This window comes from Parabacteroides sp. 52, from assembly GCF_010500925.1.
In the GTDB taxonomy this organism is placed as follows: domain Bacteria; phylum Bacteroidota; class Bacteroidia; order Bacteroidales; family Tannerellaceae; genus QVMG01.
The window spans coordinates 30,257-51,726 of record NZ_QVMG01000008.1; the positions used below are offsets into that span (position 1 = coordinate 30,257).

Sequence of the window (21,470 nt, forward strand, 5' to 3'; positions counted from 1 at the left end):
GATTACGGATTACACCCGTTTTTTTTCAATCTCCTTATAAGGGGGATAAAAAAGAGGATACCGGCCAAAGCGAAGAGAAACAAGGGCAATAATTGATTCTCCGAAAAGTCTCCTGTCATAAAGTCTTTCTCTTTCAACCGTTCGCTGGACATCGTTGTCATAACCACCGCATTGTTTATAAAATGAAGAAGGATAGGGATCCAAATATTCCTACTCCAATAAACGATATATCCGAAATAGGCCCCCAGCAACATGCGCGGGATAAGTCCGTAAAACTGCATATGGAAAATACTAAACAAAAGGGCAGTACCCCAGATGACGATATGATGATTTGGGGTGAATCTTCCCATAATACTTTGCAAGGCTCCGCGAAAAAGGAATTCTTCTGTTATACCAGCCATTACGGCTATAACCAATAGATTGAAGAAGTAAGAGGAGAGGTTTTTGTCGCGTAATAACAGATCGGTCAACTCTTTGGCCGTATTTTCCTGTGTGCGCATCCAATCTTCGATACTTTTCAATGAGGCCGGTAACTCTAACTGGCGGTTAAGAAATTCAGTCAGACTGATGCTTGGTGTGATAAGTAGAAGCCCGATAAAAGCCAAGAACAAAATCTTGCATCCGGGCATTTTGCCTATGGACAAAAATTCTCTGGGATGCAGGCTGCATAACCAGGCGGTCCCCCATGCCGGCAGTAAAAAGGTACCGATGGAAGAGATGAGCTGAAGCCAGCGTACCGTATCCGGGTATTGAAAAAGATCGGCCTTCGCTCCATGTAAAACGAGGAGCAGCAAATAACCTAAAAAAGAAGACACAACATATCCCCCGAATACCAGTAGGAGTAAAACAAATAATTGTTGTAAACCTGGTCTGTCTGCCAATATTCCTTTTAGATTCATTTTGTAGAAAGAATAAAATGTAAATTATATAAGGGGTATTTTTTTTATCTATGTTAACGATAGCCTACTCTTTTTCTGCCCGCAGTTCGCCGGCTATATCCTGATGGCGTTGAGCCAAATCCTCTTCGCCTAAATGACGATAGACTTCCGCCAGGTATTCATGTGCCGCGATATGTTTGGGTTTGATAGATACAGCTTTCAGAAAGTCGGCCATCGCTTCTTCGTAATGGTTGAGGCTGAGATGGCATTTCCCCCGGTTATACAAGGGTTTGAATGCCAAAGGACTCAATTTGACAGCCGTATTGAAACAGGTAAGAGCTTCATAATCTTCCTGGCTGTCCAGGAGAGTGACGCCTTTTCTTACCCAGGCATCTATATAGGTAGGGTCTAACTTGATGGCTTTGTTGAAGTTACGCAGGGCAGCACGTGCATCCCGTGCTTTGGTGATACATTCGTTTCCCATCAGGTAATACTCATGGGCGTATTCTTTCTGTAGTTCACGCATGGCGTGTATTTCTTCCCGTAATGACTTAAGCTCTTCTTTCTGTGTGTTGATCCGTTGCAGCTTTACGCGCATAAGCCGTTGAATGGCCGGATTATTTAATTCATTGCGTTTGCCGACAGCGGTCACAAAGGAGGTGACGGCTTCTTTTATATCTCCTTTATCGAAAGATTCAATGGCCTGCGCATAACTAAGTTCGGCTTCACTTTCCTGCAAACTTTTTTCTATCAGTCCCGCATTGTTGAATTGCTGACTGAAGGCAACGATCTCTTTTCTTACAAAAATGTCATGCGGGGATATTTTGCTTTTCAGAACCAAACCTTCCAAAGAGGTGCAACGGCTTAATGCCACATAGGTTTGTCCTCCGGCAAAGACTCCGCCGGTCAGGTCTACCACAACGCGGTTGAAGGTCAACCCCTGACTCTTATGCACGGTGATCGCCCAGGCCAGGCGGATGGGCAGTTGTTCGAAAGTGCCGATGATCTCCTCTTCGATCCGTTTTTCTTTGGCATTGTATTTATATTTATAATTCCGCCAGGAGGCCATTTCCACCAAATGTTCGACCCCACTCTCCAACAATACATAGACGTTCCCGTTTTCATCAATGCCGGAGATCATGCCGATAGTGCCATTGACCCACCTGCGTTCCGGGTCGTTGTCGATAAAGATCACCTGGGCATGTTCTTTGATAGAGAGATTGAGTTGGGTAGGGAGTGAATTTTCCGGAAAATCACCATTGATAATCCCGTTGGAAATAAATTCTTTATCCGGCAACTCTTTCAGTTTTTTCTCGTTTATATGATCTACCTGGTCGCGCCGGGTAGCCAAGGTGATGTACATATCTTCATTGCGTGGCTCAAAAGAAGGGAAATAACGCGCATTGAGTATTTCCAACTCTTCTTTGCGGATAGCATTGTTGCGGATATGATCCAGGATATTGATAAAGACCGGATCGGTTTGCCTGTACACCTTTTGCAGTTCGATCGGCACCAGATGAATTTCTTTGAACACCCGTGCCGAGAAGAAGAAAGGGCTGGCATAAAACATACTTAATATCTCTTTTTGGTCACTGGGTACTACCGGTTCCAACTGAAAGATATCTCCTACGAATAAGAGTTGTTTCCCTCCAAAAGGTAAACGGGAGTTACCGGAGAATACCCGGAGAATACGATCGATGCAATCAATCGTGTCTGCCCGGACCATAGAGATCTCATCAATAATGATAAGTTCTACCTGCTCGATCAGTTTGCGGTGTTTCTTCTGGTATTTAAAGAATTCGAAAATGCGTCCGTTCTTTGTACTCAGGTCCGGATCATCAGGCAACATCGGACGAAAAGGAAGTTTGAAAAAAGAATGCAGGGTAACCCCTTTGGCATTAATCGCCGCAATACCGGTGGGGGCGAGTACGACAAATTTCTTTTTTGTTTTCTCGCATATATATTTCAGGAATGTAGACTTGCCGGTTCCCGCCTTTCCGGTAAGAAAAACGGATTGACGCGTATGGGTCACCAGCTGCATGGCATGCTGAAATTCTTTGTTATTTGTGTCTAATTGAAAATCGGAACCTGTATTCATGCTGTATACAAAGTATTACATGTTTTTATCTACCGATAAATAACCAGGCGTCTTTGTATTTGTCTGTTTCACGGATCGTAGAAAGGTAGTTCTCTGCTTCTTCCCGATTGTCATATTTGCGGGCATATACACGGTAGCGATCGTCGCGAATCACTACGCCGGCTCCCGGATAGGCGATATGGTCTAATTTGCCCAGAAACTCGTTCGCTTTCTCTTCCGAAGGAAAGCTGCCGACGACGATATGGAACATTTTTTTTCTTATCGCCGGTGAAGCTGCTGTTGCTTCCGCTTTGGGCGTTGATACGACTGGGGTGGATATTTCCGAAGAGGTATTTTCTTCCGTCGCTTTTTCTGTTTCCACAGGTGTTTCCACCGCTTCACTTTTGGGTAGAATGAGTTGGGAAGGAAGTATGCTGGCCGTATAAGCCGATTGTTCTATATCCCTTACGGGGGTGGAGATCAGTAAAAATAAGATAATGGCAGCCACCGATGCGACAGCGCCACGGATAAACCGCATATTGACCGGTATGTACAGAAAATCTTTTTTCCGTTTTCTTTCCCGCGGCACATCTTCTTCTTCCGTTTTAACTGCAAGAACAGGGAAGTGGAAGTGCGTTAATCCGTAATAATTCACATCGAATGAATCGGTTTTTCCTGCCTGGTAGATAATCTGGCCTTCGTCCCCTTGCAAAAGCGAACCCATATTTCCCAGCGATACTTTTCCGTATTGTTGCAATGCCTTTTTCAGATCAGCCACATCTTCTTCTACCATATTTTGTGCTTTCCGGTAGTCTACCTGATAGGTCTGCATATAGGATTCCGGCAACAAGCCATCGGTATGTGTCAATATTTTATTGAAGACAATCCTTTTGCGCATCGGAGAGAAAGAATGATCCTTCCCTTGATAAGTGGCTGAAACTGTTTGTAAAACAAATCCGCCCACCTCAGGAATAATGACGCAATCCTGTGTTAAAAGCAATCGTTCGATATGTGCTATTATACGAAGCATAGTACAAAGGTAGGAGATTTCCTGTAATAAGCAATCAGAAAAGAAGGTTTTTGGAGAATAAATAAGGTATATTCTATTGCCGATGCGCATCGGCAATATTGCTGAACATGTTCGTCAATATTGCTGAACCGCATCGGCAATGTTGCTGAAGCCCATCGGCAATAAAAAAGTCCCTGTTTTTACTGATTTTGAATAAGAACACGTGAAGAGACTAATCCTTCGTGGTTGATACGGTATATCGTATCTTTTTCTTGCAGGGTGATTTCATACATGGTTTCTGTGGTTTCTATATGCAGCTTTTGCCTCATTTCGGCAGGCAGTATCTCTTCGGGTTTCAGGTCTGCCAGGTTAGAGGCATAATGTGCAAAGGCCTGCATATACTCTCGTTGCCTGTAATATAAGTTGCGCAACATCCATTTGATTTCTTCTTCGCGACGGGGGACAAAAGCGACTTGGGTGTTTCCGGCTGTTTGCTCGCTGAATTGTACATATCCCCAGTATTCCGGCATATGGATATTGATGGCTCCGGTGGGTGCCCATACCCAATTATGTTCACGGATTTTATCTTCTCCGGGCATGGGTACTTTTACATATTTTCCGTCTTGTATTTCGGTGGTCCATTGAACACGGGAGAAGTTTACGCGCATTTGTTCACCTTCGGCAGGGGCTTTGCCTGTGCGTTTCACTTGGTAGATATCGCTCCAGGGGAGAAAGATTTCGATACTCCAGGCCGTATCTTCATCTGTCGGATTATTCAGAGTGCCATCGATATGAATGGCGGATTGTATTCCCCGGAACTCCCAGTTGTTTAATACCACCGGATTGTCGCGATAGGGTTTACTCAGGAAGAGGTCCCATTCGGTACCCAGAGCATTGATTTCGTATTCCAGGTAATTATGCGTGTCGTTGGTTGGGTTGAGGAATAATTCGAAGTCGTTATCCTGGTAGATCACCGCATCGTGTTCGGTGATCGTGGCCCATATATGAGGTTCTTCCATCTGAACAGCGAAGTACATGCCTTTTTCATTATGTACCATCTTTACCCGGGTCTGATGATAGGGTTGAGGTTGGCTGTCTCCTTCGATATCGACAAAGTCGGCAGACCAGGGCACCGCCTCCCATTCTTCCGGGGAGAGTATACCGTCTATCGTAATGGCTGAAGGTGCCTTATAGCAGACATAGGTTGGGGGATTGAAAGGGTATCTTGAGGCATACCATACTTCTTTATTGCGTTTTTCCGTACAAGACAGGAGGAGGATACAAGGGATAAGTATCCAATAGATTCTTTTCATATCGACTGATCGTTTGTTTGTGAAAGTATACTTATTGCGGCCGACAACCATATATTGATGTCGTCGGGATAATGTTGCGAAGTGCGTGTCTCACTGCGTTTTCGTCCTAAACGAACCACTACTGCATCCCATTCGGGCAAGACAAATACGTATTGTCCGAGGATGCCCCGCATATAGGGGATAGACATTCCCTGGTATTCCAATCGCCAGAACTGAAAGCCGTAATACGTATTCGGCTCATTGTATTCTTTCCAACAGAGGGAGGTGTCCGGTGTAATAGCCTCCTGTAGATAAGCGGCCGAAATTAATTGGCGGTCTTCCCAGCGGCCTTTGTTTAAAAGCAGTTGCCCGAATCGGGCAAAGTCACGGGCATTACTGTTGAAACAGCAATAGGCTTTTTCTATACCGTCTTTTTTGTCCAGGCTCCATAAAGCATTCTCTTCGGCTTGCATGGGCGTCCATAGTTTGCGTGAGACATACGAACTGATGGATTCTCCCGTCGCTTTTTGGACGATAAAGGTCAGTAATTGGGTGACTCCGCTTTGGTAGATAAAGTGTATCCCCGGCTCCTCATTTTCTTTCATATGGAAAGTTACTTTATGCAGGTCGTTTCCGTAATAAAGCTGTGTCGTAGGGGAGAAAGGAGTTGTGTAGGCTTCCTGGAAATGAACGCCGGCACTCATTGTCAGAAGGTGACGCAAGGTGAGTGTTTTTCCGTTATATCCCGGAAATTCCGGAAAGAAGTCGCTGACGGGCTGATCGATATGTCGAATGAAACCGTCATCGATAGCACATCCGATGGCCAGTGAGACAATGCTTTTTGCCATGGAGAAAGAATTACTGTGCGACCGGGGGGAATAATCTTCCCAATATTCTTCGAAGAGAAGTTTACCTTCCCGGATAATAACAAAAGCAACTGTTTCGTATTTCCTGAAAGGTTCTTCATAGGCGGCAGGCAGAGACAGGAGGTTATACATTTCTGCTTTCTGCCAGGGATGGGGATCACCGGCGGTCACTATCCGGTTTTCAAAAATAGGATATTGATCGATTTTAGGGTGCAGGTGGACGATGGCACGGCGCAAATAATAGTTGGCCGGCAGGAAAAGAAAACCTGCCAGGCCACATACAAATAGAATGAGTGTGAGACAAACCTTTTTAGCTGTCGTCATTCTTTGTACCATGAGGCGTACATATGATAGTTTGTTGCGATCTTCTGGTTGATTTCTTTGGCTTGTTCCGGATCCACCTTCTTTACGAATTTGGCCGGAGCACCGGCATAGATACTGCCCGGTTCCACAATTGTTTTACTTAATACGACAGAGCCGGCCGCAATAATAGCACCTTCTCCTATGACCGCATGATCCAGAATAACCGAACCCATGCCGATCAGTGCTCCGTTGCATATTTTAGCTCCGTGTATGGTCACGTTGTGTCCGACAGAGACGTTGTCTTCTATTTCAATAATTGATTTTTCATAGAGGGTGTGTAATACGGAGCCATCCTGGATGTTTACGCCTTTTCCGATACGAATCGAGTTTACATCTCCCCGCAATACGGTTCCAAACCATATACTACATCCTTCTCCAATCTCCACATCTCCTATAATCACTGCGTTGTCTGCCAGGAAAGTATCTTCTCCTATTTGAGGTGTAAAACCTCGGACTGATTTTATTAGGGCCATTTTATTAATTGTTAATTGATAATTCGAGATTTAGGAAGTGTCTAGACCTCGCGCGTTTTCTCTTTGAGCCACGCCTTTTCCTCTTCGTTGAGGTGTGGACTGAGTAGTTCGTATACCTTTTGGTGGTATTTGTTCAACCAGGCGTGTTCGCGGGCAGAAAGCATGGATACAAGAACGAGGCGTGTATCAATATAACATAAAGTAAGTGTGTCGAAACAGAGGAATTTCCCCCATTCGGTTTCACTGTCGTTCTGGGTTAAGATCATGTTTTCTATGCGAATGCCGTATTCTCCCGTCCGGTACATAGCCGGTTCGTTGCTCATGATCATGCCCGGTTTGAGGCTCACCGGGTTCTCGTCCATGCGGATACTTTGTGGTCCTTCATGCACGTTGAGGCAGTGTCCGATGCCATGGCTGGTGCCGTGTAGGTATTGTATGCCTGCGTCCCAGAGAGCTTTGCGGGCTAGTATATCAATCTGACACCCCCGGGTGCCTTCGGGGAATTTGCATTTGGCTATGCTAATCATTCCTTTCAGGGTACGGGTGAAGTCTTTTTTCATTTGTTCGGTAGGTTCGCCCAGGGCAATGGTGCGGGTGATGTCGGTGGTACCGTCCATGTATTGAGCACCGGAGTCCATCAATAACAACCCTTCGGGTTTAAATGTAATATTGGATTCCGGAGTAGGGGAGTAATGGACAATGGCGCCATGTCCGGCATATCCGCAGATGGTTGAAAAGCTGTCCATCAGGTACATGGCCTGTTCGGCCCGGAGCGAGGTCAGTTTTTCGGAAGCACTTAACTCGGTGACTGTCTCTCCGGTAGTCATTTGTTTTTCCAACCATATGTAGAACTTGGTCAAAGCGATACCGTCTTTGAGTAGGGCATTGCGAAAACCTTTGATCTCGGTTTCGTTTTTGATGCTCTTGAGGTGGTTGGTAGGCGTAAGCCCTTCTATGATCTTGCAGCCTTTGGGTATGGCGTTGAACAAAGATAGATTTGTTTTCTTTGCATCAATATATACCGTTTTATCATTCGACAGGCGTGACAGGTAGGTTTGTATCCTGGCATAATCGGCCAGTGTGACCCCTTCTTTTTTCAGTTTCTCAGCCACTTCGGCGGTCATCTTTTTCGGATCGATAAAGAGAATGCTTTCTTCTTCGGATACGAATCCGTAACTGATAGCCACCGGGTTATACGCTACGTCTGTTCCCCGGATGTTGAAAGTCCAGGCAATTTCATCCAAAGCTCCCAGGAGCAGGCAGTCGGCTCCTTCTTTATGCAAGAGGTCATTGATCTCATTTAACTTTTCAGAGACGCGTTTACCGCTCAGTTCTTCCGGCATTTCGAATAAAGAGTTACCGGGGATTGCCGGGCGGTCTTTCCAGATAAGGTCGACCAGGTCGTAAGCCGTTTCGAGTACAATCCCTTTTCTGCCTAATAATTTTTCCAAATGTTCTCCCTCTGCAGCGCTATAGGTGAATCCATCCAGTCCGACAGTCTTTCCCGGTGATAACTCGTTAAGGAGAAAGTCTGTGATGGAGGGAGTCTCCGGCAGAGAAGCTTTGTACAATTCGATGCCCGACCCTTGCAGTTGCATGTCGGCTTGCAAGAAATAACGGGAGTCTGTCCAGAGCCCGGCCTTGTCAGCTGTCACTACAAGGGTGCCGGCTGATCCGTCAAAACCGGAAAGCCATTCACGTGATTTCCACCGGTCGGCAGGATATTCACTTAGATGTGGATCGGAACTGGGAATGATGTAAGCATCTATTTGTTTTCGGTCCATCGCCTCGCGAAGGGCATGTATACGTGCAGGTATTCTTGTTGTCATGGTCATCTGTCTATTTGCAGTTATTCATTTGTACAAAAGTAATAAAAACCGGACAAACAAAAAACACAGAAAACACGGCAGGATTCTGCCGGTGTATTTCTGTGTCTGTTTGTATCTGTCTGTTATGACTTTCGTATCTCTTATTCGATAATGCTTACCCAGCCATAAGGATCCGGTTCGTCACCGCATTGGATGCCTTTTAATTTATTGTATAGTTTCTCGCATACCGGTCCGGGTTTATTGTCTTTTGTGAAAACATAGGACTTGTTTTCATCCAGGTCGTCCACTTGGGAGAGGGGAGTGATCACAGCGGCTGTTCCGCATTCGGCAGCTTCTTCGAAAGTCGCTAATTCTTCCAACATTATAGGGCGGCGTTCTATGGTCATACCCATGTCTTCTGCTAATTGCATCAAGCTCTTATTGGTGATGGAAGGCAGGATAGAGTTCGATTGGGGAGTGATATAACTATTGCCTTTGATCGCAAAGAAGTTTGCCGGGCCGCATTCGTCCAGGTATTTCTTTTCTTTCGGATCCAGGTAAAGCACAGCGGCGTATCCTTTTTCTTTCGCCAGTTCGCCGGCAGCCAGACTGGCAGCGTAGTTACCTCCTACTTTGATAGTCCCTGTTCCGTAAGGGGCAGCCCGGTCGTATGCTCTCATCATACAAACCTTAGAGGGTTGGAATCCTGTTTTGAAATAAGGTCCGACAGGAGTAACAAATACAAGGAACATATATTCGTTCGCCGGTTTGACACCTACCTGTGCACCTAAGCCGATCAATAAGGGACGGATATACAAAGAAGCACCGCTGCCATGCGGAGGAACAAAACGTTCATTCAGTTTGATCACTTTACGTACAGCTTTTTCAAATATATCTACGGGTAATTCGGCCATTTTGATTCCCCGGCTGGACGCCTGCATACGTTTGGCATTTTCATCCATTCGGAAAACGCGAGTCTTACCGTCTTTCCCTTTGAATGCTTTCAGTCCTTCGAAAGCTTCCTGTCCGTAATGCAGACAGGTGGCTGCCATATGGATATTGATAATCTCGGAAGAAGAAACTTCCAACTCGCCCCATTTACCATCCCGATAGTAACATCTTACATTATAATCTGTCTTCATATAACCGAATGACAGATCCGACCAGTTTATATTTTCCATGATCTGTTAATATTTATTTGTCTATAAGTTTGAATTGCAAATGTAGTTTTTTTCGGCAGATATGTATTATTTTTGCGACAAAATATAAGTCATAATACGGTCTTTGCAGAAGGAACGTTTTATAAACCGGTATAATTTGTAATAAAATGAAAGTAATAGACCTGATAAAAGGTAACCATAAAACTGCTTTTTCCTTTGAGATATTACCTCCTCTGAAGGGGAATAATATTCAGCGGGTATATGATGTGATAGACAGATTGAAGGAGTTTAATCCTCAATACATCAACATCACCTCCCATCACAGTGAACCTGTTTATAAGACGTTGCCAGACGGTACGTTTCAGCGGGTAAATGTCCGTAAGCGTCCCGGTTCGGTAGCTATTGCTTCGGCTATCCAGAATAAATATGGAATCCCGGCTGTGCCGCATATCATCTGCAAAGGATTTACGAAAGAGGAAACGGAGTATGCGTTGATCGACCTCAATTTCCTGGGAGTATATGATTTGTTGTTGTTGCGTGGAGATGTAAAGACGTTGGATGCCTCTTTGGACAAAAAACTATATCATGACTATGCGACGGATCTTCAGCAGCAGGTGAATGATTTCAATAAAGGTATTGCGGTAGACGGTTCATCGTTTGACGCCAACGAGACTCCTTTTTCTTATGGCATGGCTTGCTATCCGGAGAAGCATGAAGAGGCACCGAATATGGAATCGGATATTTATTACCTGAAAGAAAAGGTAAAAAACGGAGCCGATTACCTGGTCACACAAATGTTTTTCGATAATGAGAAGTACTTCTCCTTTGTGGAGCGTTGCCGTGCCGAAGGCATTCAGGTGCCGATTATTCCGGGGATCAAACCGGTAGTCTTTAAAGAACAACTCACCGTTCTTCCCCGTGTCTTTCGCTCAGAGATACCCGAACCGTTCGCGGCTGAATTACGAAAGTGTAAAAACAACGAAGAAGTAAAAGCCGTAGGCGTAGAGTGGTGCACCCAGCAATGCAAAGAGTTGATTGCCAGGGGCGTCCCCAGTCTGCACTTTTATACCTTTATGGCTTCGGACAGTGTTTGTAAAGTGGCCGGTGAGATTTATTAAACCAATAAACCGGCAGCCACTTCTTCTGCTACCGCTTCTCCCTTGAGGGAGGAGACAAGCGCCAATCCAAAGTGAAAAACGAGGCCGGGTCCTTTTCCCGTAATCACATTACCATCCACTTCCGCCGCTTCTCCTGTGACGGTAGCACCGGTTAATTGCGGTTCGAAGCTGGGGTAACAGGTGGCTCTTTTCCCTTTGAGTATACCCAATCCGCCTAAAACCAAAGGAGCGGCGCAGATAGCAGCCACTATTTTTCCTGCGTTGAATTGTTTCAATAGTTGTTCTTTCAGCGGGTCGAAAGCATTCAGGTTGTTACTGCCAGGCATACCTCCCGGTAAAACAAGAGCATCTGCCATTGTGAAATCCGCTTTTTCATACAAGGTGTCCGCTATAACGGGCAAGCCGTGCGCCCCGGTAACTTGTATATCTCCGGTGATAGAAACGACTGTTGTATCGATACCTGCCCGACGCAATACGTCGATGGTTCCTACAGCTTCTGTTTCTTCGAAGCCGGTTGCTAAGAATACAAATGCTTTTTTCATAAGACGGTTTATTTCAGTTTATATAAATAAGTAATTGTCCCACTCTGGTTGTTGGTCCCGTTGATGCTGTTGAACTTGGCACGGCGTGCGGCATCCAATGCACTTTTGCGCATGGAGGCATTGTCGATATTGGTACCTCTGCCAATTTCCGTAAATATAACATTCCCCTTGGGGTCAACGGTTATATTGATCACGATTTTACCTTCTTCCTGGATGGTATAAGACGGACGGGGCAAACCTCCTGCACCGATGGAACGACCGTTCAGGTTGAAAGAGCCGTATCCACCCACTCCTTCATTGGCACCTTTATCGGAATTACCAAAAGGACTGCCCTGGTTGCCTGCTCCTTCCGTGGCATCTCCCTGGCTGGTGCCTTCTGCCTGTCCGATACCAAAGGCACCGGCTACGCGGTTGCTGATGGCTTCTTCTCGTTTGCGTTGTTCTTCGGCCAGGCGTTTGCGTTCGGTTTCCTCTTTACGGATTCGTTCTTTTTCAGCCTCCTCCTTGCGTTTCTTCTCCTCTTCCCGTTTGCGTTCCTCTTCTTTCTTTTTGGCATCTGTCAGCGAAACGGTTTCTTCCTCCTCTTGGGTGATCAACTCTTCTTTGGGTGTTTTAGCCACCGGAGTCGGAGTAGGCGGAGGGGTTATGTTTTCTTTCGGAAGCTCTTGCCCTGTATATCTCGGTTCAAAGGTGCCGGCAGCAGCGTTCAGGTTACCGAAGTTCACAAGTATACCCTCTTCCTCTTCGGGCACCACGGTTCTTAACACCGTAAACCAAAGGATCAGAAAGATTATCAAGTGGAATATGACTGTTCCCAATAGGCTGTATATGTCATCTTTTGTCTGTTTCATATTCTCATCTTTGCGGACGGGTAGCAAGCACCATTTTGAATTTGTTCTCGTTCGCTATATTCAGAATCTTGACAATTTCTTTATAAGGGACTGTCTCGTCGGCATATAATGCCACGAACATTTCCGGTTCTTTTGCATAACTATCCTGTAAGAAAGGAGTTATCTCTTCGAAAGAAACCTGTTTTTCTCTTTGAGAACCAAAGGCTACATAATAGTTCATCTGCGCATCGATTGTGACCCGGGTGAGCGGTTTGGCCGCTGTCTGTTTTTGTGATTGGGGCAGGGTGACTTTGATGGCATTGGGCACTACGACAGTAGAGGTAATCATAAAGAAGATCAACAGCAGGAATATGACATCGGTCATGGATGCCATACTGAAGTTTGCATCTATTTTAGTTCTTCTTTTGAGTCCCATCAGTTCGCCGGTTCATTTAATAAGTCCATAAATTCCATGGTACGGGCTTCCATTTTATTCACCACATTGTCTACCTGTGATACGAGGTAGTTATAGGCGAACAAAGCGATAATACCTACCACCAAACCACCTACGGTTGTTACCAAAGCTTCGTATATACCTCCTGAAAGCAGAGCCACGTCTACGTTTGTTCCGGCATTGGCCATATCAAAGAAAGCGCGCACCATACCTGTTACCGTTCCGAGGAATCCTAACATAGGAGCACCGGCAGCCGTGGTTGCAATTACCGGAAAGCCTTTTTCCAGTTTGGCCACTTCCAGGTTCCCTACATTTTCGATAGCAACCAAGACATCGTTCATCGGACGTCCCAGGCGGGAAATACCTTTCTCTATCATACGGGCCGAAGGGGTCTGTGTACTGCGGCATAAGTTAAGCGCCGATTCCACTTTCCCTTCGTGGATATAATCTTTTATGCGGTTCATGAACGATTCGTCTTCTTTGCCTGCCCGGCGGATAACGATCAGCCTTTGGATAAATATATAAATAGCTAATAAAGACAGGAGTAAGAGGACACCCATTATCCATCCGCCCTTCAGGGCAAGATCGATGATGTTGATCTCTGCCTGGGTAGGGACAGTGACTTCCGTAAATTCCGGCAGCTGCTCTGCCAATTGTGCCCCTGCGGCTTGTAGTAAAAGTGAGATGTTCATTGTTTTTTTTATTATGTTTTTATTTTATTATCTGTTCTTTTAATTGTTCCCTGTATAAAGAGATGGTTTCTCTTAATCCTTTGTACAAGGCATCGGCTATCAGGGCATGCCCGATAGATACTTCATCCAACCAGGGGATCTGTTGTTTGAAGTAGGCCAGGTTTTCCAGGTTCAGGTCGTGTCCGGCATTCACCCCCATGCCCAGGTCTTTGGCCAACCGGGCGGCTGCGATAAAAGGAGCAATCGCCGCTTCCCTGTCTTCCGCATATTGGTCGGCATAGGGTTCGGTATAGAGTTCGATCCGGTCGGTTCCCGTTTGGGCGACCCGTTCGATATTGGCTAAGTCGGTACCGACGAAGATCGAGGTACGTATGCCTTGTGCGGTAAAGGTGTCCACCAGTTCACTCAGGAAATCGAAATGCGTGAGCACATCCCATCCGGCATTCGACGTGAGGGCATCCGGTGCATCCGGTACCAGGGTGACCTGAGCCGGTTTGATGGTAAGTACCAGATCGATAAACTTTTTATTGGGATAGCCTTCGATGTTGAACTCTGTTTGTAATACAGGTTTGAGGGCATAGACGTCACTGTAACGGATATGCCGTTCGTCTGGACGTGGATGTACGGTGATACCTTGCGCACCGAAAGTTTCACAGTCTATGGCTACTTTAACAACATCCGGCACATTCCCTCCACGCGAATTACGGAGTGTTGCCACCTTGTTTATGTTTACACTTAAATTTGTCATTCTATAGAGGTATATCTTTTTCTTTCCTTACATTTGCACAAATGTATCGGCAAAAATAGCACGAATTAGTAAATAAAACAGAATAATGTTGGTGAAAGATTTCATAACAAAGGATATTCCTGTGTTAAAAAGTTTTGACACGGTCGAGTATGCTTTGAACCTGATGGATGATTGGAAGCTGAAGCACCTGCCGCTCGTCCATGAAACAATCTATCAATCCCTGGTTTCCGAAAAAGACCTCTTATCTCTCACGGATCCTTCCGAGCCTATTGGAAAGTCTTTTCTGTTTGCTCCGGCCGTACAGGAAGACGGACCATTGCATGCGGCTTTGGCGATGATAACACGTTTCGGCTTGTGTATTCTTCCGGTGGTCTCTTCCGAAGGGAAGTATGTAGGGGCGATTACCCGGGAGAAGTTATTGGATGCATTGGCCGAGTTATGCAATGTGCACTCCGAAGGAAGTGTGATTGTGCTTGAAATGCTTCCGCAGGATTATGTGCTTTCCGATATTGCCCGCCTGGTAGAGTCTAATAATGCCCATGTGTTGAATCTTTTAACCTCCACAGAGAAGGATACGGGACGTTTGTTGGTGACGATCAAGATTGATCTGGAAGATGCATCCCCTGTGATCCGTAGCTTCGAACGATTCAACTACAATGTGGTCTATCATTTTATGGAGAACGGACGGATCGATGAGCAATTGCAGCAACGCATGAATGAGTTATTATATTATATGAATATGTAAATGCTAAGGGAGAGAAGTATATGAAAGTAGGAGTATTTGGCAGTCAACATCAGATAGAAAAGCAGAGCCTGATCAAACGTTTGTTTGAAAAACTCTATGCCCTGGATTCGGAAATATATATAGATGTTGATTTTTATACCTTTCTTACCGAAACACTTCATTATGATGCTCCGAAAGCCGGACTATTATATGAATGCGATGCCTTCAACCTGGATGTTGCTTTGAGTGTGGGAGGAGATGGTACCTTCCTGCGAACCGCAGCCCGCATACATAGACAGGATATCCCTATCGTCGGCATCAATACCGGTAGACTTGGATTTTTGGCGGATATTGGCGGCAACGATATAGAAGATACCCTGGATGAGATTTTTAAAAACTATTACAAAGTAGAGGAACGCACTTTGTTGCAGTTGCATACGGTAGAGCCTCTGTACGGTTGTTATAACTATGCGTTGAACGAAATCGCTATTCTGAAACGCGACACCTCGTCGATGATCACAATCCATACCTCGTTGAACGATGCCTTTCTCTCTTCTTACCAGGCCGACGGCTTGGTTATTGCCACCCCGACCGGATCGACTGCCTATTCGATGAGTGTGAATGGCCCTATCCTGGTGCCACAGAGTAACAGTATCGTCTTGAGCCCCGTGGCTCCCCATTCCCTGAATGTCCGCCCCTTGGTTATTCCCGATTCCACGGTGATCACCCTGAGTGTAGACAGCCGCAGCGATACCTTTCTGGTTTCTCTCGATGGCCGTTCGGAAGTATTCCCGGCAGGTGCCGAATTGAAAATATCCAAAGCCGATTATACTACCAAGGTGATCAAACGCCACAATCACACCTTCTATCAGACCTTGCGCGACAAACTCATGTGGGGAGCTGATGCCCGTCAGGGAAATAGATGAATGAATTCTGTAATTATTTGAACGATTATTGAACATATCCCTGCCGGAGACTTCTTTCTTTTGCAGCGTATACAGTTTAATACCTCGTTCTACATATGAAAATATCACTGACATTTCTTCTCGCCCTCTTTTGTCATCTTCTTTTTGCGCAAGAAGAACAGCCCATCGATCGGAATATCTATCTTGCCGATCCCACCATTTTTTATGAAAACGGTATCTATTATTTGTATGGCACCGGAGGAGGCCCGGACGTAGGCTTTCTGGTGTATACCTCGACGGATAGGAAACACTGGGAAGGTCCCCGGGGTGTTTCCGACGGATATGCCTTGAAGAAAGGGGATGCCTATGGCTCAAAGTGGTTTTGGGCACCACAGGTATTCCGCTATAAAGAGGCGTATTATATGGCCTATACGGCGGATGAGTGTATCGCCATTGCCCGTAGTGAAAGCCCTTTGGGGCCTTTCAAACAGGATACATTAGCCAAACTTCCGGCTTCGATCCGACAGATAGATCCTTATGTCTTCTTCGATGAGGACGGGAAGGTGTATCTCTATCATGTACGGCTTAACCAAGGCAATCGTTTGTTTGTAGCTGAGTTGAACGAAGACCTGACGGCTATCCGAGAAGAGACACTGACCGAGTGTATCTCGGCCCAAGGAGGGTGGGAAGATACACAACAGGCGGAATGGCCGGTAGCCGAAGGACCTACTGTCTTCAAACAAAAGGGTATTTATTATTTTTTCTATTCCGCCAATGATTTCCGGAATATCGATTATGCCGTAGGTTATGCAACCTCCCGTTCCCCTTATGGTCCCTGGGAGAAACAAAAAGGAAATCCGCTTATCGACCGACATCTACTCAAACAAAACGGAACGGGGCATGGCGATTTATTCGTAGATAAAGAAGGACTTCTTCATTATGTCTTTCATGTGCATCACTCCAACGAAAAGGTATCCCCGCGCAAAACAGCCATACTCACCCTGGAGGTGACCGATCAAGAAGAGGTTTCTCTTTTTAAAGCCCTTCCTGAAACTTTCTTTCTGCCGCAGCGGATGAATTGAAATTCAAAGAGGAAAAGGAGGTGGAGGAGTTAAAGGAGTCAGAGCAGTCAGAGCAGTCAAAGGAGTTAAAGGAGTCAGAGTAGTTAAGGGATTATACTCCTTGACTCCTAAGGAGCGAAGCGACTGATAACTTCTTTGACTCCTTTTTTAAGGGGATATTTTATTGCTGATGGGCATCGTCAATATTGCTGAAGCCCTTCGACAATGTTGCCGATGCGCTTCGTCAATATTGCCGATGCGCATCGGCAACAGAGTAGTCCCTCCCTAAGTGCCTTATTTTTAGTGTTTATCGTTCTGTTCCCTCTCTTACTTTTTTGAGGAATTCCGAAGGGGACTCGCCATATTGCTTTTGGAAACAGGTGGAGAAATAGGCGGGAGAGGAGAATCCTACGGCGAATGCGATTTCGTTGATGCGTTTTTCTCCTTTCTGCATCAACTGTATAGCTTTTTTCAAACGGGCAATCCGGATAAAATCATTGGGGGAAAGGCCGGAGAGACCTTTTACCTTTCGGTATAAGCTGGAGGTGCTCATGCCCATTTCGGTAGCAATGTTTTCGACACTCAGCGTTTCTTTATCCAGGTTCTCGTTGAGGTATGTATTCAGTTGGTTCAGGAAAATATCATCCACCGGGGAAACGGCTAAACTGCCCGGCGGGGTAAAAGGTTTATCGGAATAAGCCTTGTTGAGCATCTCTCTGTTTTTCAACAGGTTGGTTGTCTGGGCGAGTAACAATTCGATGGAGAAGGGTTTTTCCATATAGGCATCTGCTCCTTTGTTCAATCCTTTCAGCCGGGATTGCAGGTTGTGTTGGGCGGTAAGGATAATGAAAGGGATGTGACTGTATTGCACATCATTCTTTACCCGGTTACAAAGCTCGAAACCATCCATTACCGGCATCATGACATCGCTGATGATGAGATTTACCGTATGGTTATATAATATTTCGATGGCCTTTTCTCCGTTTGCCGCTTCCAATACCTGGAAAGTGGTGGATAATTCCGAGGCAATGAATTGCCGCATATCTGTTTGGTCTTCGACGACAAGGATCACCGGTGTTTTATGTTCCTGTACAGGGGGTGTTTTTTCTGTTCTCTTTTCTTCGGTTGTCTCGGATTCGCCTGTAAGATAATAGTTTTCCTGTTTTACAGGCAGGGCCAATAAAAAACGGTTCAGGCCGTCGGCGGTCGAACGATATACCAGTGTGCCCTCATGAAACTCGGCCAATGAGCGGGAAAGAGAAAGTCCGATGCCACTGCCTTGTATGTTTTCTGTTTCTTTTAATCGGTAAAAGGGGCTGAAGATGGCTTCTTCTTCATTTTCCGGAACCAGCGGTCCGTCGTTTGTTACCTGCAATAGAAACGGCTCTTCCCCTTCCCGCGGTGGAATCAGTTCAATCGCAATCATCTGTTCCGAATATTTCAGGGCGTTGGTGAGTAAGTTACTGACTATTTTTGCATAGGCTTCTCTGTCAATATAAGCAAACAGGGGAGCTTCCGGGTAAAAGGCGGAGAAGGTTCTCTTTTCGTTTTCAAAGACAGGCAGAAAAGGTTGAATGATCGTATCGGTCCACATCTTGATGTCTGTCTTGACATAGTTCAGGCGAAAACCGCGACTTTCTGTTTTGCGGAAATCAAGGAGCTGATTGCTCAGGTCCAATAATCTTTGGGTGTTCTTCTCAATGGTTTGTAAATTCTTTTTCATTGAAAGAGAACCTTCTTCGGAGCGAATGATTTTTTCCAACGGGGCCTTTATCAGGGTAAGAGGCGTACGTATCTCATGGGTGATAAAGGTGAAAAACTGAATCTTGGCATTGTACAATTCTTTTTCTTTTTCGTTCTCGAATATTTCTTTGGCACGCAGGTGTCTTCTTTCCAGTTGCCGTTTTTTATAATTGTAAAAGAGCAGTATAAAAGAGATCAGTAGCAGTATATACAAGGTGTAAGCCCAGCCTGTCGCCCAGAAAGGCGGAGTGATGACCAGGTGTAAGTGGCATTCGTTATCCTGCCAGGCATTGCTGCTGTTGGTCGATTTGACTTTAAAGGTATAATGGCCGGGAGGGAGGTTGGCGAATGTCACTTCCCGCTTGGTACCCATGGCGATCCATCCTTTATCCACTCCCTCCAGCATATAGGCGTAATGGATGGCTTCGGGAGAGGCATATTCAATGGCCGTATAAGATAAGGTAAAAGTGGCGCTATGGTAAGGTAGTTCCAGTATGGGGTATTGTTGGTTTAAAGAAAGAGTCGCACTGTATTTTTCTTTTTTATCCTCGGGCACATACAGGTGTGTGATGTATACCGGAGGTACGAACCTGTCTTCTTTGAATTGGCGGGGATTGAAGGAGATCATACCGTTAATGGTTCCCATATAAATCATTCCGTCCGGAGCTTTGTAAGAGGAGCTGAAATTGAATTGAGGCTCCGGTAATCCGTCCGTAGTGGTATAGGTTCGCATCGTGTGGCTGTCTGGGTTGAACCGTACCAGTCCGTTGGCTGTTGTCACCCAGAAGAGACCGTCTTTGTCTTCTACAATCCGGTAAACGATATTGCTGGGCAGTCCGTCTTCGGTAGTGATGCGGCTAAAGGACTCTGCCTGCTCATTGTATAGAGAGAGGCCATAGGTCGTTGTGACCCAGATACGTCCTTTGGAATCTTCGAATACGGAAGTGGTATTGTTACTGCCAATACTTTGTTTACTTTCGGTAGAGGTATAAACAATCAGGGAATTTCCTTCCGGTATATATTGGTATACACCATAGCCGGTAACCACCCATATTCTGCCTTGGCTGTCTTCGTATATCTGTCGAATGAGTGAACGGATATTGTTCCAGGGGGAAAAGTTATCCTTTTCTTTGTTATAAATCAGTACGCCCAGGGAGGTGCCGACAAGAAATTCCCCTTTAGATGTTTTGGTAAAACAAAGCACAAAGTCGCTGATAAGTCCCTGATTCGTATTTTCCTGGGTGTATCGTTTGATGATTTTGCCCGAAGGGATGTCCAACACATCGATACCTTTGTTGAAGGTGCCTACCCACAGTTGGTTTTCATCGGCAAAGAGTCCGTGTATATTGGTGGCGGATAATTTATTGACCGGGTTGGTTCGTGAATAATTGAATATCTCTCCTGTAGCCGGTGTATAGCGGTTGATGCCATTATCCTCTGTGCCCAGCCATATATGCCCGTATGCATCCGGACATATCTCCCGTACGGCATTCCCCAACATGGTGGGATGTGTTTTGCCTCCGATGTAATAATGAAAGGGTGTATATTGTTGAGGCAAATAGCTGATGCCTCCGAAAAAGGCGCCTACCCACATGCCTCCTTCCCGGTCTTTGGTGATGGAGTAGATGGCATTGTCGGCGATGGTATGTTCATTGGTCAGGGATTTGGTCAGGTGGACAAAAGATTTCTCGATCAGGTTGTAAATGTATACGCCCGATTCGCTGGCTATCCAATAGGTGTTGTTGTCGTAGGCAGTAATATCGCGCACATAGATATCCGGTATCAGGCATTCGCTTTTTTTCGAATGATGGTAGAAAAACTTTAAACCGGCATTGTTTGTGCCTACCAGTATGCCCATGTTGGAAACAGGGCAGATGGCGGAAATAAGTGTGTTTCCTTCTTTTTCTTTCTCGGTGAGTATGGGGATCCGGTCAAATCCTGCGGTATCTTCCCGGTAGCGGTAGAGATCCTGACCATCGGCAAACAAAGGGAGTTTGTTGGCTGTGATCTCCATGATTCGTGGATAAAAGTATTCCTTGGCTGTATAAATACGGATTTGTTCTGTCTCCGGGTTGTATTTTATGATTTGTTGAGAGGAGGAGAACCAGAGGTTTTTATCTTTATCCTCCTCTACGGCATGAAAGATTTCCCGTTTGTTTTCTCCTGTAATAAATGGAAGGGGGTGAAATTTGTTGGTGGTATAATCATAATAACAAGTACCTCCATTGGTGCATATCCACACTTTGCCGGTGGAGTCTTCGGAGAGACGGATGATTCGGTCATGCGGCAATCCTTCTTCTTCCGACAGCCAGGAGTTGTATCTGTATACGGTGAACGAATATCCGTCGAAGCGGTTCAGGCCGTCGTCTGTGCCAAACCACAGAAATCCTTTGCTGTCCTGGAGTGAATGATAGACGGTGTTGTGTGACAGGCCTTGCCGGTTGGTATAATGTCGAAAATAATAATTCTCCTCATTTTCTGCCTGCAGGTGAAATGTGATTGATAGGAGTATCGCAAAGAAGAATAGATATTTCATGGTTTAGCCTGTATGGAACTTTCGACAGACAAAGCTACTAAAATCCATCAATATATGTTTTAGATTTCATTCAATACTCTTTAATTATTAAGTCTTTCCCTTTCTTCTGGCGTATGATTGAAAGCTTCTTTTCTGTTTTTGCATGATTTCTGAAATGTTTTGACTGATTATTGAATGTCTACCGGGGGGCA

Annotated in this window: 18 protein-coding genes; 4 read left to right on the forward strand and 14 right to left on the reverse strand. The window is 45.4% G+C overall.

The window, feature by feature from the left end; genetic code table 11:
- Positions 1–2: 2 nt before the first annotated feature.
- From D0T51_RS06225 to D0T51_RS06260, 8 genes are all read right to left on the reverse strand, one after another.
- On the reverse strand, positions 3–899 hold the full coding sequence (locus tag D0T51_RS06225) for a CPBP family intramembrane glutamic endopeptidase (RefSeq protein ID WP_163726734.1): 897 nt from the start codon (positions 897–899) through the stop codon (positions 3–5).
- A 64-nt stretch (positions 900–963) separates the two neighbouring features.
- Positions 964–2,976, reverse strand: coding sequence for a tetratricopeptide repeat protein (locus D0T51_RS06230; protein ID WP_163726737.1), 2,013 nt, complete (start codon positions 2,974–2,976; stop codon positions 964–966).
- A 25-nt stretch (positions 2,977–3,001) separates the two neighbouring features.
- Complete coding sequence (locus tag D0T51_RS06235) at positions 3,002–3,985, reverse strand: SPOR domain-containing protein (RefSeq protein WP_163726740.1); 984 nt, start codon at positions 3,983–3,985, stop codon at positions 3,002–3,004.
- Between the two features lie 179 nt (positions 3,986–4,164).
- Positions 4,165–5,277 carry a carbohydrate-binding family 9-like protein gene (locus D0T51_RS06240; protein ID WP_163726743.1) on the reverse strand — a complete coding sequence of 371 codons (1,113 nt, stop codon included), beginning with the start codon at positions 5,275–5,277 and terminating at the stop codon, positions 4,165–4,167.
- Complete coding sequence (locus tag D0T51_RS06245) at positions 5,274–6,446, reverse strand: serine hydrolase (RefSeq protein WP_163726989.1); 1,173 nt, start codon at positions 6,444–6,446, stop codon at positions 5,274–5,276. Before D0T51_RS06245 ends, D0T51_RS06240 begins: the two co-directional genes overlap by 4 nt.
- The gene (locus D0T51_RS06250) at positions 6,443–6,958 is read right to left on the reverse strand and encodes a gamma carbonic anhydrase family protein (protein ID WP_163726746.1); all 516 of its coding nucleotides are present in this window, start codon (positions 6,956–6,958) and stop codon (positions 6,443–6,445) included. The genes D0T51_RS06245 and D0T51_RS06250 overlap by 4 nt, the downstream gene beginning before the upstream one ends.
- A gap of 41 nt (positions 6,959–6,999) precedes the next feature.
- Positions 7,000–8,787: an aminopeptidase P family protein gene (locus D0T51_RS06255; RefSeq protein WP_163726747.1), complete on the reverse strand. Its 1,788-nt coding sequence runs from the start codon at positions 8,785–8,787 to the stop codon at positions 7,000–7,002.
- 140 nt (positions 8,788–8,927) lie between these two features.
- Positions 8,928–9,947, reverse strand: coding sequence for a branched-chain amino acid aminotransferase (locus D0T51_RS06260; RefSeq protein WP_163726750.1), 1,020 nt, complete (start codon positions 9,945–9,947; stop codon positions 8,928–8,930).
- A 146-nt stretch (positions 9,948–10,093) separates the two neighbouring features.
- Between D0T51_RS06260 and metF the strand changes: the two genes are divergently transcribed.
- Positions 10,094–11,044: a methylenetetrahydrofolate reductase [NAD(P)H] gene (gene metF, locus D0T51_RS06265; protein WP_163726753.1), complete on the forward strand. Its 951-nt coding sequence runs from the start codon at positions 10,094–10,096 to the stop codon at positions 11,042–11,044.
- Here metF and D0T51_RS06270 read toward each other — a convergent pair.
- The 5 genes from D0T51_RS06270 to D0T51_RS06290 are packed head-to-tail and all read right to left on the reverse strand — an operon-like array spanning position 11,041 to position 14,310.
- Complete coding sequence (locus tag D0T51_RS06270; RefSeq protein WP_163726756.1) at positions 11,041–11,586, reverse strand: DJ-1 family glyoxalase III; 546 nt, start codon at positions 11,584–11,586, stop codon at positions 11,041–11,043. The two genes, metF and D0T51_RS06270, sit on opposite strands and share 4 nt — an antisense overlap.
- An 8-nt stretch (positions 11,587–11,594) precedes the next feature.
- Positions 11,595–12,437: an energy transducer TonB gene (locus tag D0T51_RS06275; protein WP_163726759.1), complete on the reverse strand. Its 843-nt coding sequence runs from the start codon at positions 12,435–12,437 to the stop codon at positions 11,595–11,597.
- A gap of 4 nt (positions 12,438–12,441) precedes the next feature.
- Positions 12,442–12,852: a biopolymer transporter ExbD gene (locus D0T51_RS06280; protein ID WP_163726762.1), complete on the reverse strand. Its 411-nt coding sequence runs from the start codon at positions 12,850–12,852 to the stop codon at positions 12,442–12,444.
- On the reverse strand, positions 12,852–13,562 hold the full coding sequence (locus tag D0T51_RS06285) for a MotA/TolQ/ExbB proton channel family protein (protein WP_163726765.1): 711 nt from the start codon (positions 13,560–13,562) through the stop codon (positions 12,852–12,854). Before D0T51_RS06285 ends, D0T51_RS06280 begins: the two co-directional genes overlap by 1 nt.
- 19 nt (positions 13,563–13,581) lie before the next feature.
- Entirely contained in the window at positions 13,582–14,310 is a 729-nt protein-coding gene (locus D0T51_RS06290) for a pyridoxine 5'-phosphate synthase (protein ID WP_163726767.1), read from the reverse strand.
- Between the two features lie 85 nt (positions 14,311–14,395).
- On the opposite strand from D0T51_RS06290, the gene D0T51_RS06295 reads away from it, so the two are divergent.
- From D0T51_RS06295 to D0T51_RS06305, 3 genes are all read left to right on the forward strand, one after another.
- Positions 14,396–15,055, forward strand: coding sequence for a CBS domain-containing protein (locus tag D0T51_RS06295; RefSeq protein WP_163726769.1), 660 nt, complete (start codon positions 14,396–14,398; stop codon positions 15,053–15,055).
- A gap of 20 nt (positions 15,056–15,075) precedes the next feature.
- A complete protein-coding gene (locus D0T51_RS06300; RefSeq protein WP_163726771.1) occupies positions 15,076–15,960 on the forward strand; it encodes an NAD kinase in 885 nt (294 codons plus the stop codon).
- Between the two features lie 95 nt (positions 15,961–16,055).
- Positions 16,056–17,021 carry a glycoside hydrolase family 43 protein gene (locus D0T51_RS06305; RefSeq protein WP_163726773.1) on the forward strand — a complete coding sequence of 322 codons (966 nt, stop codon included), beginning with the start codon at positions 16,056–16,058 and terminating at the stop codon, positions 17,019–17,021.
- Positions 17,022–17,307: 286 nt separating this feature from the next.
- Here the strand turns inward: D0T51_RS06305 and D0T51_RS06310 are convergent, their stop codons facing one another.
- A complete protein-coding gene (locus tag D0T51_RS06310; protein ID WP_163726775.1) occupies positions 17,308–21,279 on the reverse strand; it encodes a hybrid sensor histidine kinase/response regulator transcription factor in 3,972 nt (1,323 codons plus the stop codon).
- Between the last annotated feature and the right edge of the window lie 191 nt (positions 21,280–21,470).

What these genes read in the sequence shown, in the direction of transcription:
- D0T51_RS06225 (WP_163726734.1), bottom strand. Translation starts at nt 899, where the DNA reads ATGAATCTAAAAGGAATATTGGCAGACAGACCAGGTTTACAACAATTA.
- D0T51_RS06230 (WP_163726737.1), bottom strand. Translation starts at nt 2,976, where the DNA reads ATGAATACAGGTTCCGATTTTCAATTAGACACAAATAACAAAGAATTT.
- D0T51_RS06235 (WP_163726740.1), bottom strand. Translation starts at nt 3,985, where the DNA reads ATGCTTCGTATAATAGCACATATCGAACGATTGCTTTTAACACAGGAT.
- D0T51_RS06240 (WP_163726743.1), bottom strand. Translation starts at nt 5,277, where the DNA reads ATGAAAAGAATCTATTGGATACTTATCCCTTGTATCCTCCTCCTGTCT.
- D0T51_RS06245 (WP_163726989.1), bottom strand. Translation starts at nt 6,446, where the DNA reads ATGACGACAGCTAAAAAGGTTTGTCTCACACTCATTCTATTTGTATGT.
- D0T51_RS06250 (WP_163726746.1), bottom strand. Translation starts at nt 6,958, where the DNA reads ATGGCCCTAATAAAATCAGTCCGAGGTTTTACACCTCAAATAGGAGAA.
- D0T51_RS06255 (WP_163726747.1), bottom strand. Translation starts at nt 8,787, where the DNA reads ATGACAACAAGAATACCTGCACGTATACATGCCCTTCGCGAGGCGATG.
- D0T51_RS06260 (WP_163726750.1), bottom strand. Translation starts at nt 9,947, where the DNA reads ATGGAAAATATAAACTGGTCGGATCTGTCATTCGGTTATATGAAGACA.
- metF (WP_163726753.1), top strand. Translation starts at nt 10,094, where the DNA reads ATGAAAGTAATAGACCTGATAAAAGGTAACCATAAAACTGCTTTTTCC.
- D0T51_RS06270 (WP_163726756.1), bottom strand. Translation starts at nt 11,586, where the DNA reads ATGAAAAAAGCATTTGTATTCTTAGCAACCGGCTTCGAAGAAACAGAA.
- D0T51_RS06275 (WP_163726759.1), bottom strand. Translation starts at nt 12,437, where the DNA reads ATGAAACAGACAAAAGATGACATATACAGCCTATTGGGAACAGTCATA.
- D0T51_RS06280 (WP_163726762.1), bottom strand. Translation starts at nt 12,852, where the DNA reads ATGGGACTCAAAAGAAGAACTAAAATAGATGCAAACTTCAGTATGGCA.
- D0T51_RS06285 (WP_163726765.1), bottom strand. Translation starts at nt 13,562, where the DNA reads ATGAACATCTCACTTTTACTACAAGCCGCAGGGGCACAATTGGCAGAG.
- D0T51_RS06290 (WP_163726767.1), bottom strand. Translation starts at nt 14,310, where the DNA reads ATGACAAATTTAAGTGTAAACATAAACAAGGTGGCAACACTCCGTAAT.
- D0T51_RS06295 (WP_163726769.1), top strand. Translation starts at nt 14,396, where the DNA reads ATGTTGGTGAAAGATTTCATAACAAAGGATATTCCTGTGTTAAAAAGT.
- D0T51_RS06300 (WP_163726771.1), top strand. Translation starts at nt 15,076, where the DNA reads ATGAAAGTAGGAGTATTTGGCAGTCAACATCAGATAGAAAAGCAGAGC.
- D0T51_RS06305 (WP_163726773.1), top strand. Translation starts at nt 16,056, where the DNA reads ATGAAAATATCACTGACATTTCTTCTCGCCCTCTTTTGTCATCTTCTT.
- D0T51_RS06310 (WP_163726775.1), bottom strand. Translation starts at nt 21,279, where the DNA reads ATGAAATATCTATTCTTCTTTGCGATACTCCTATCAATCACATTTCAC.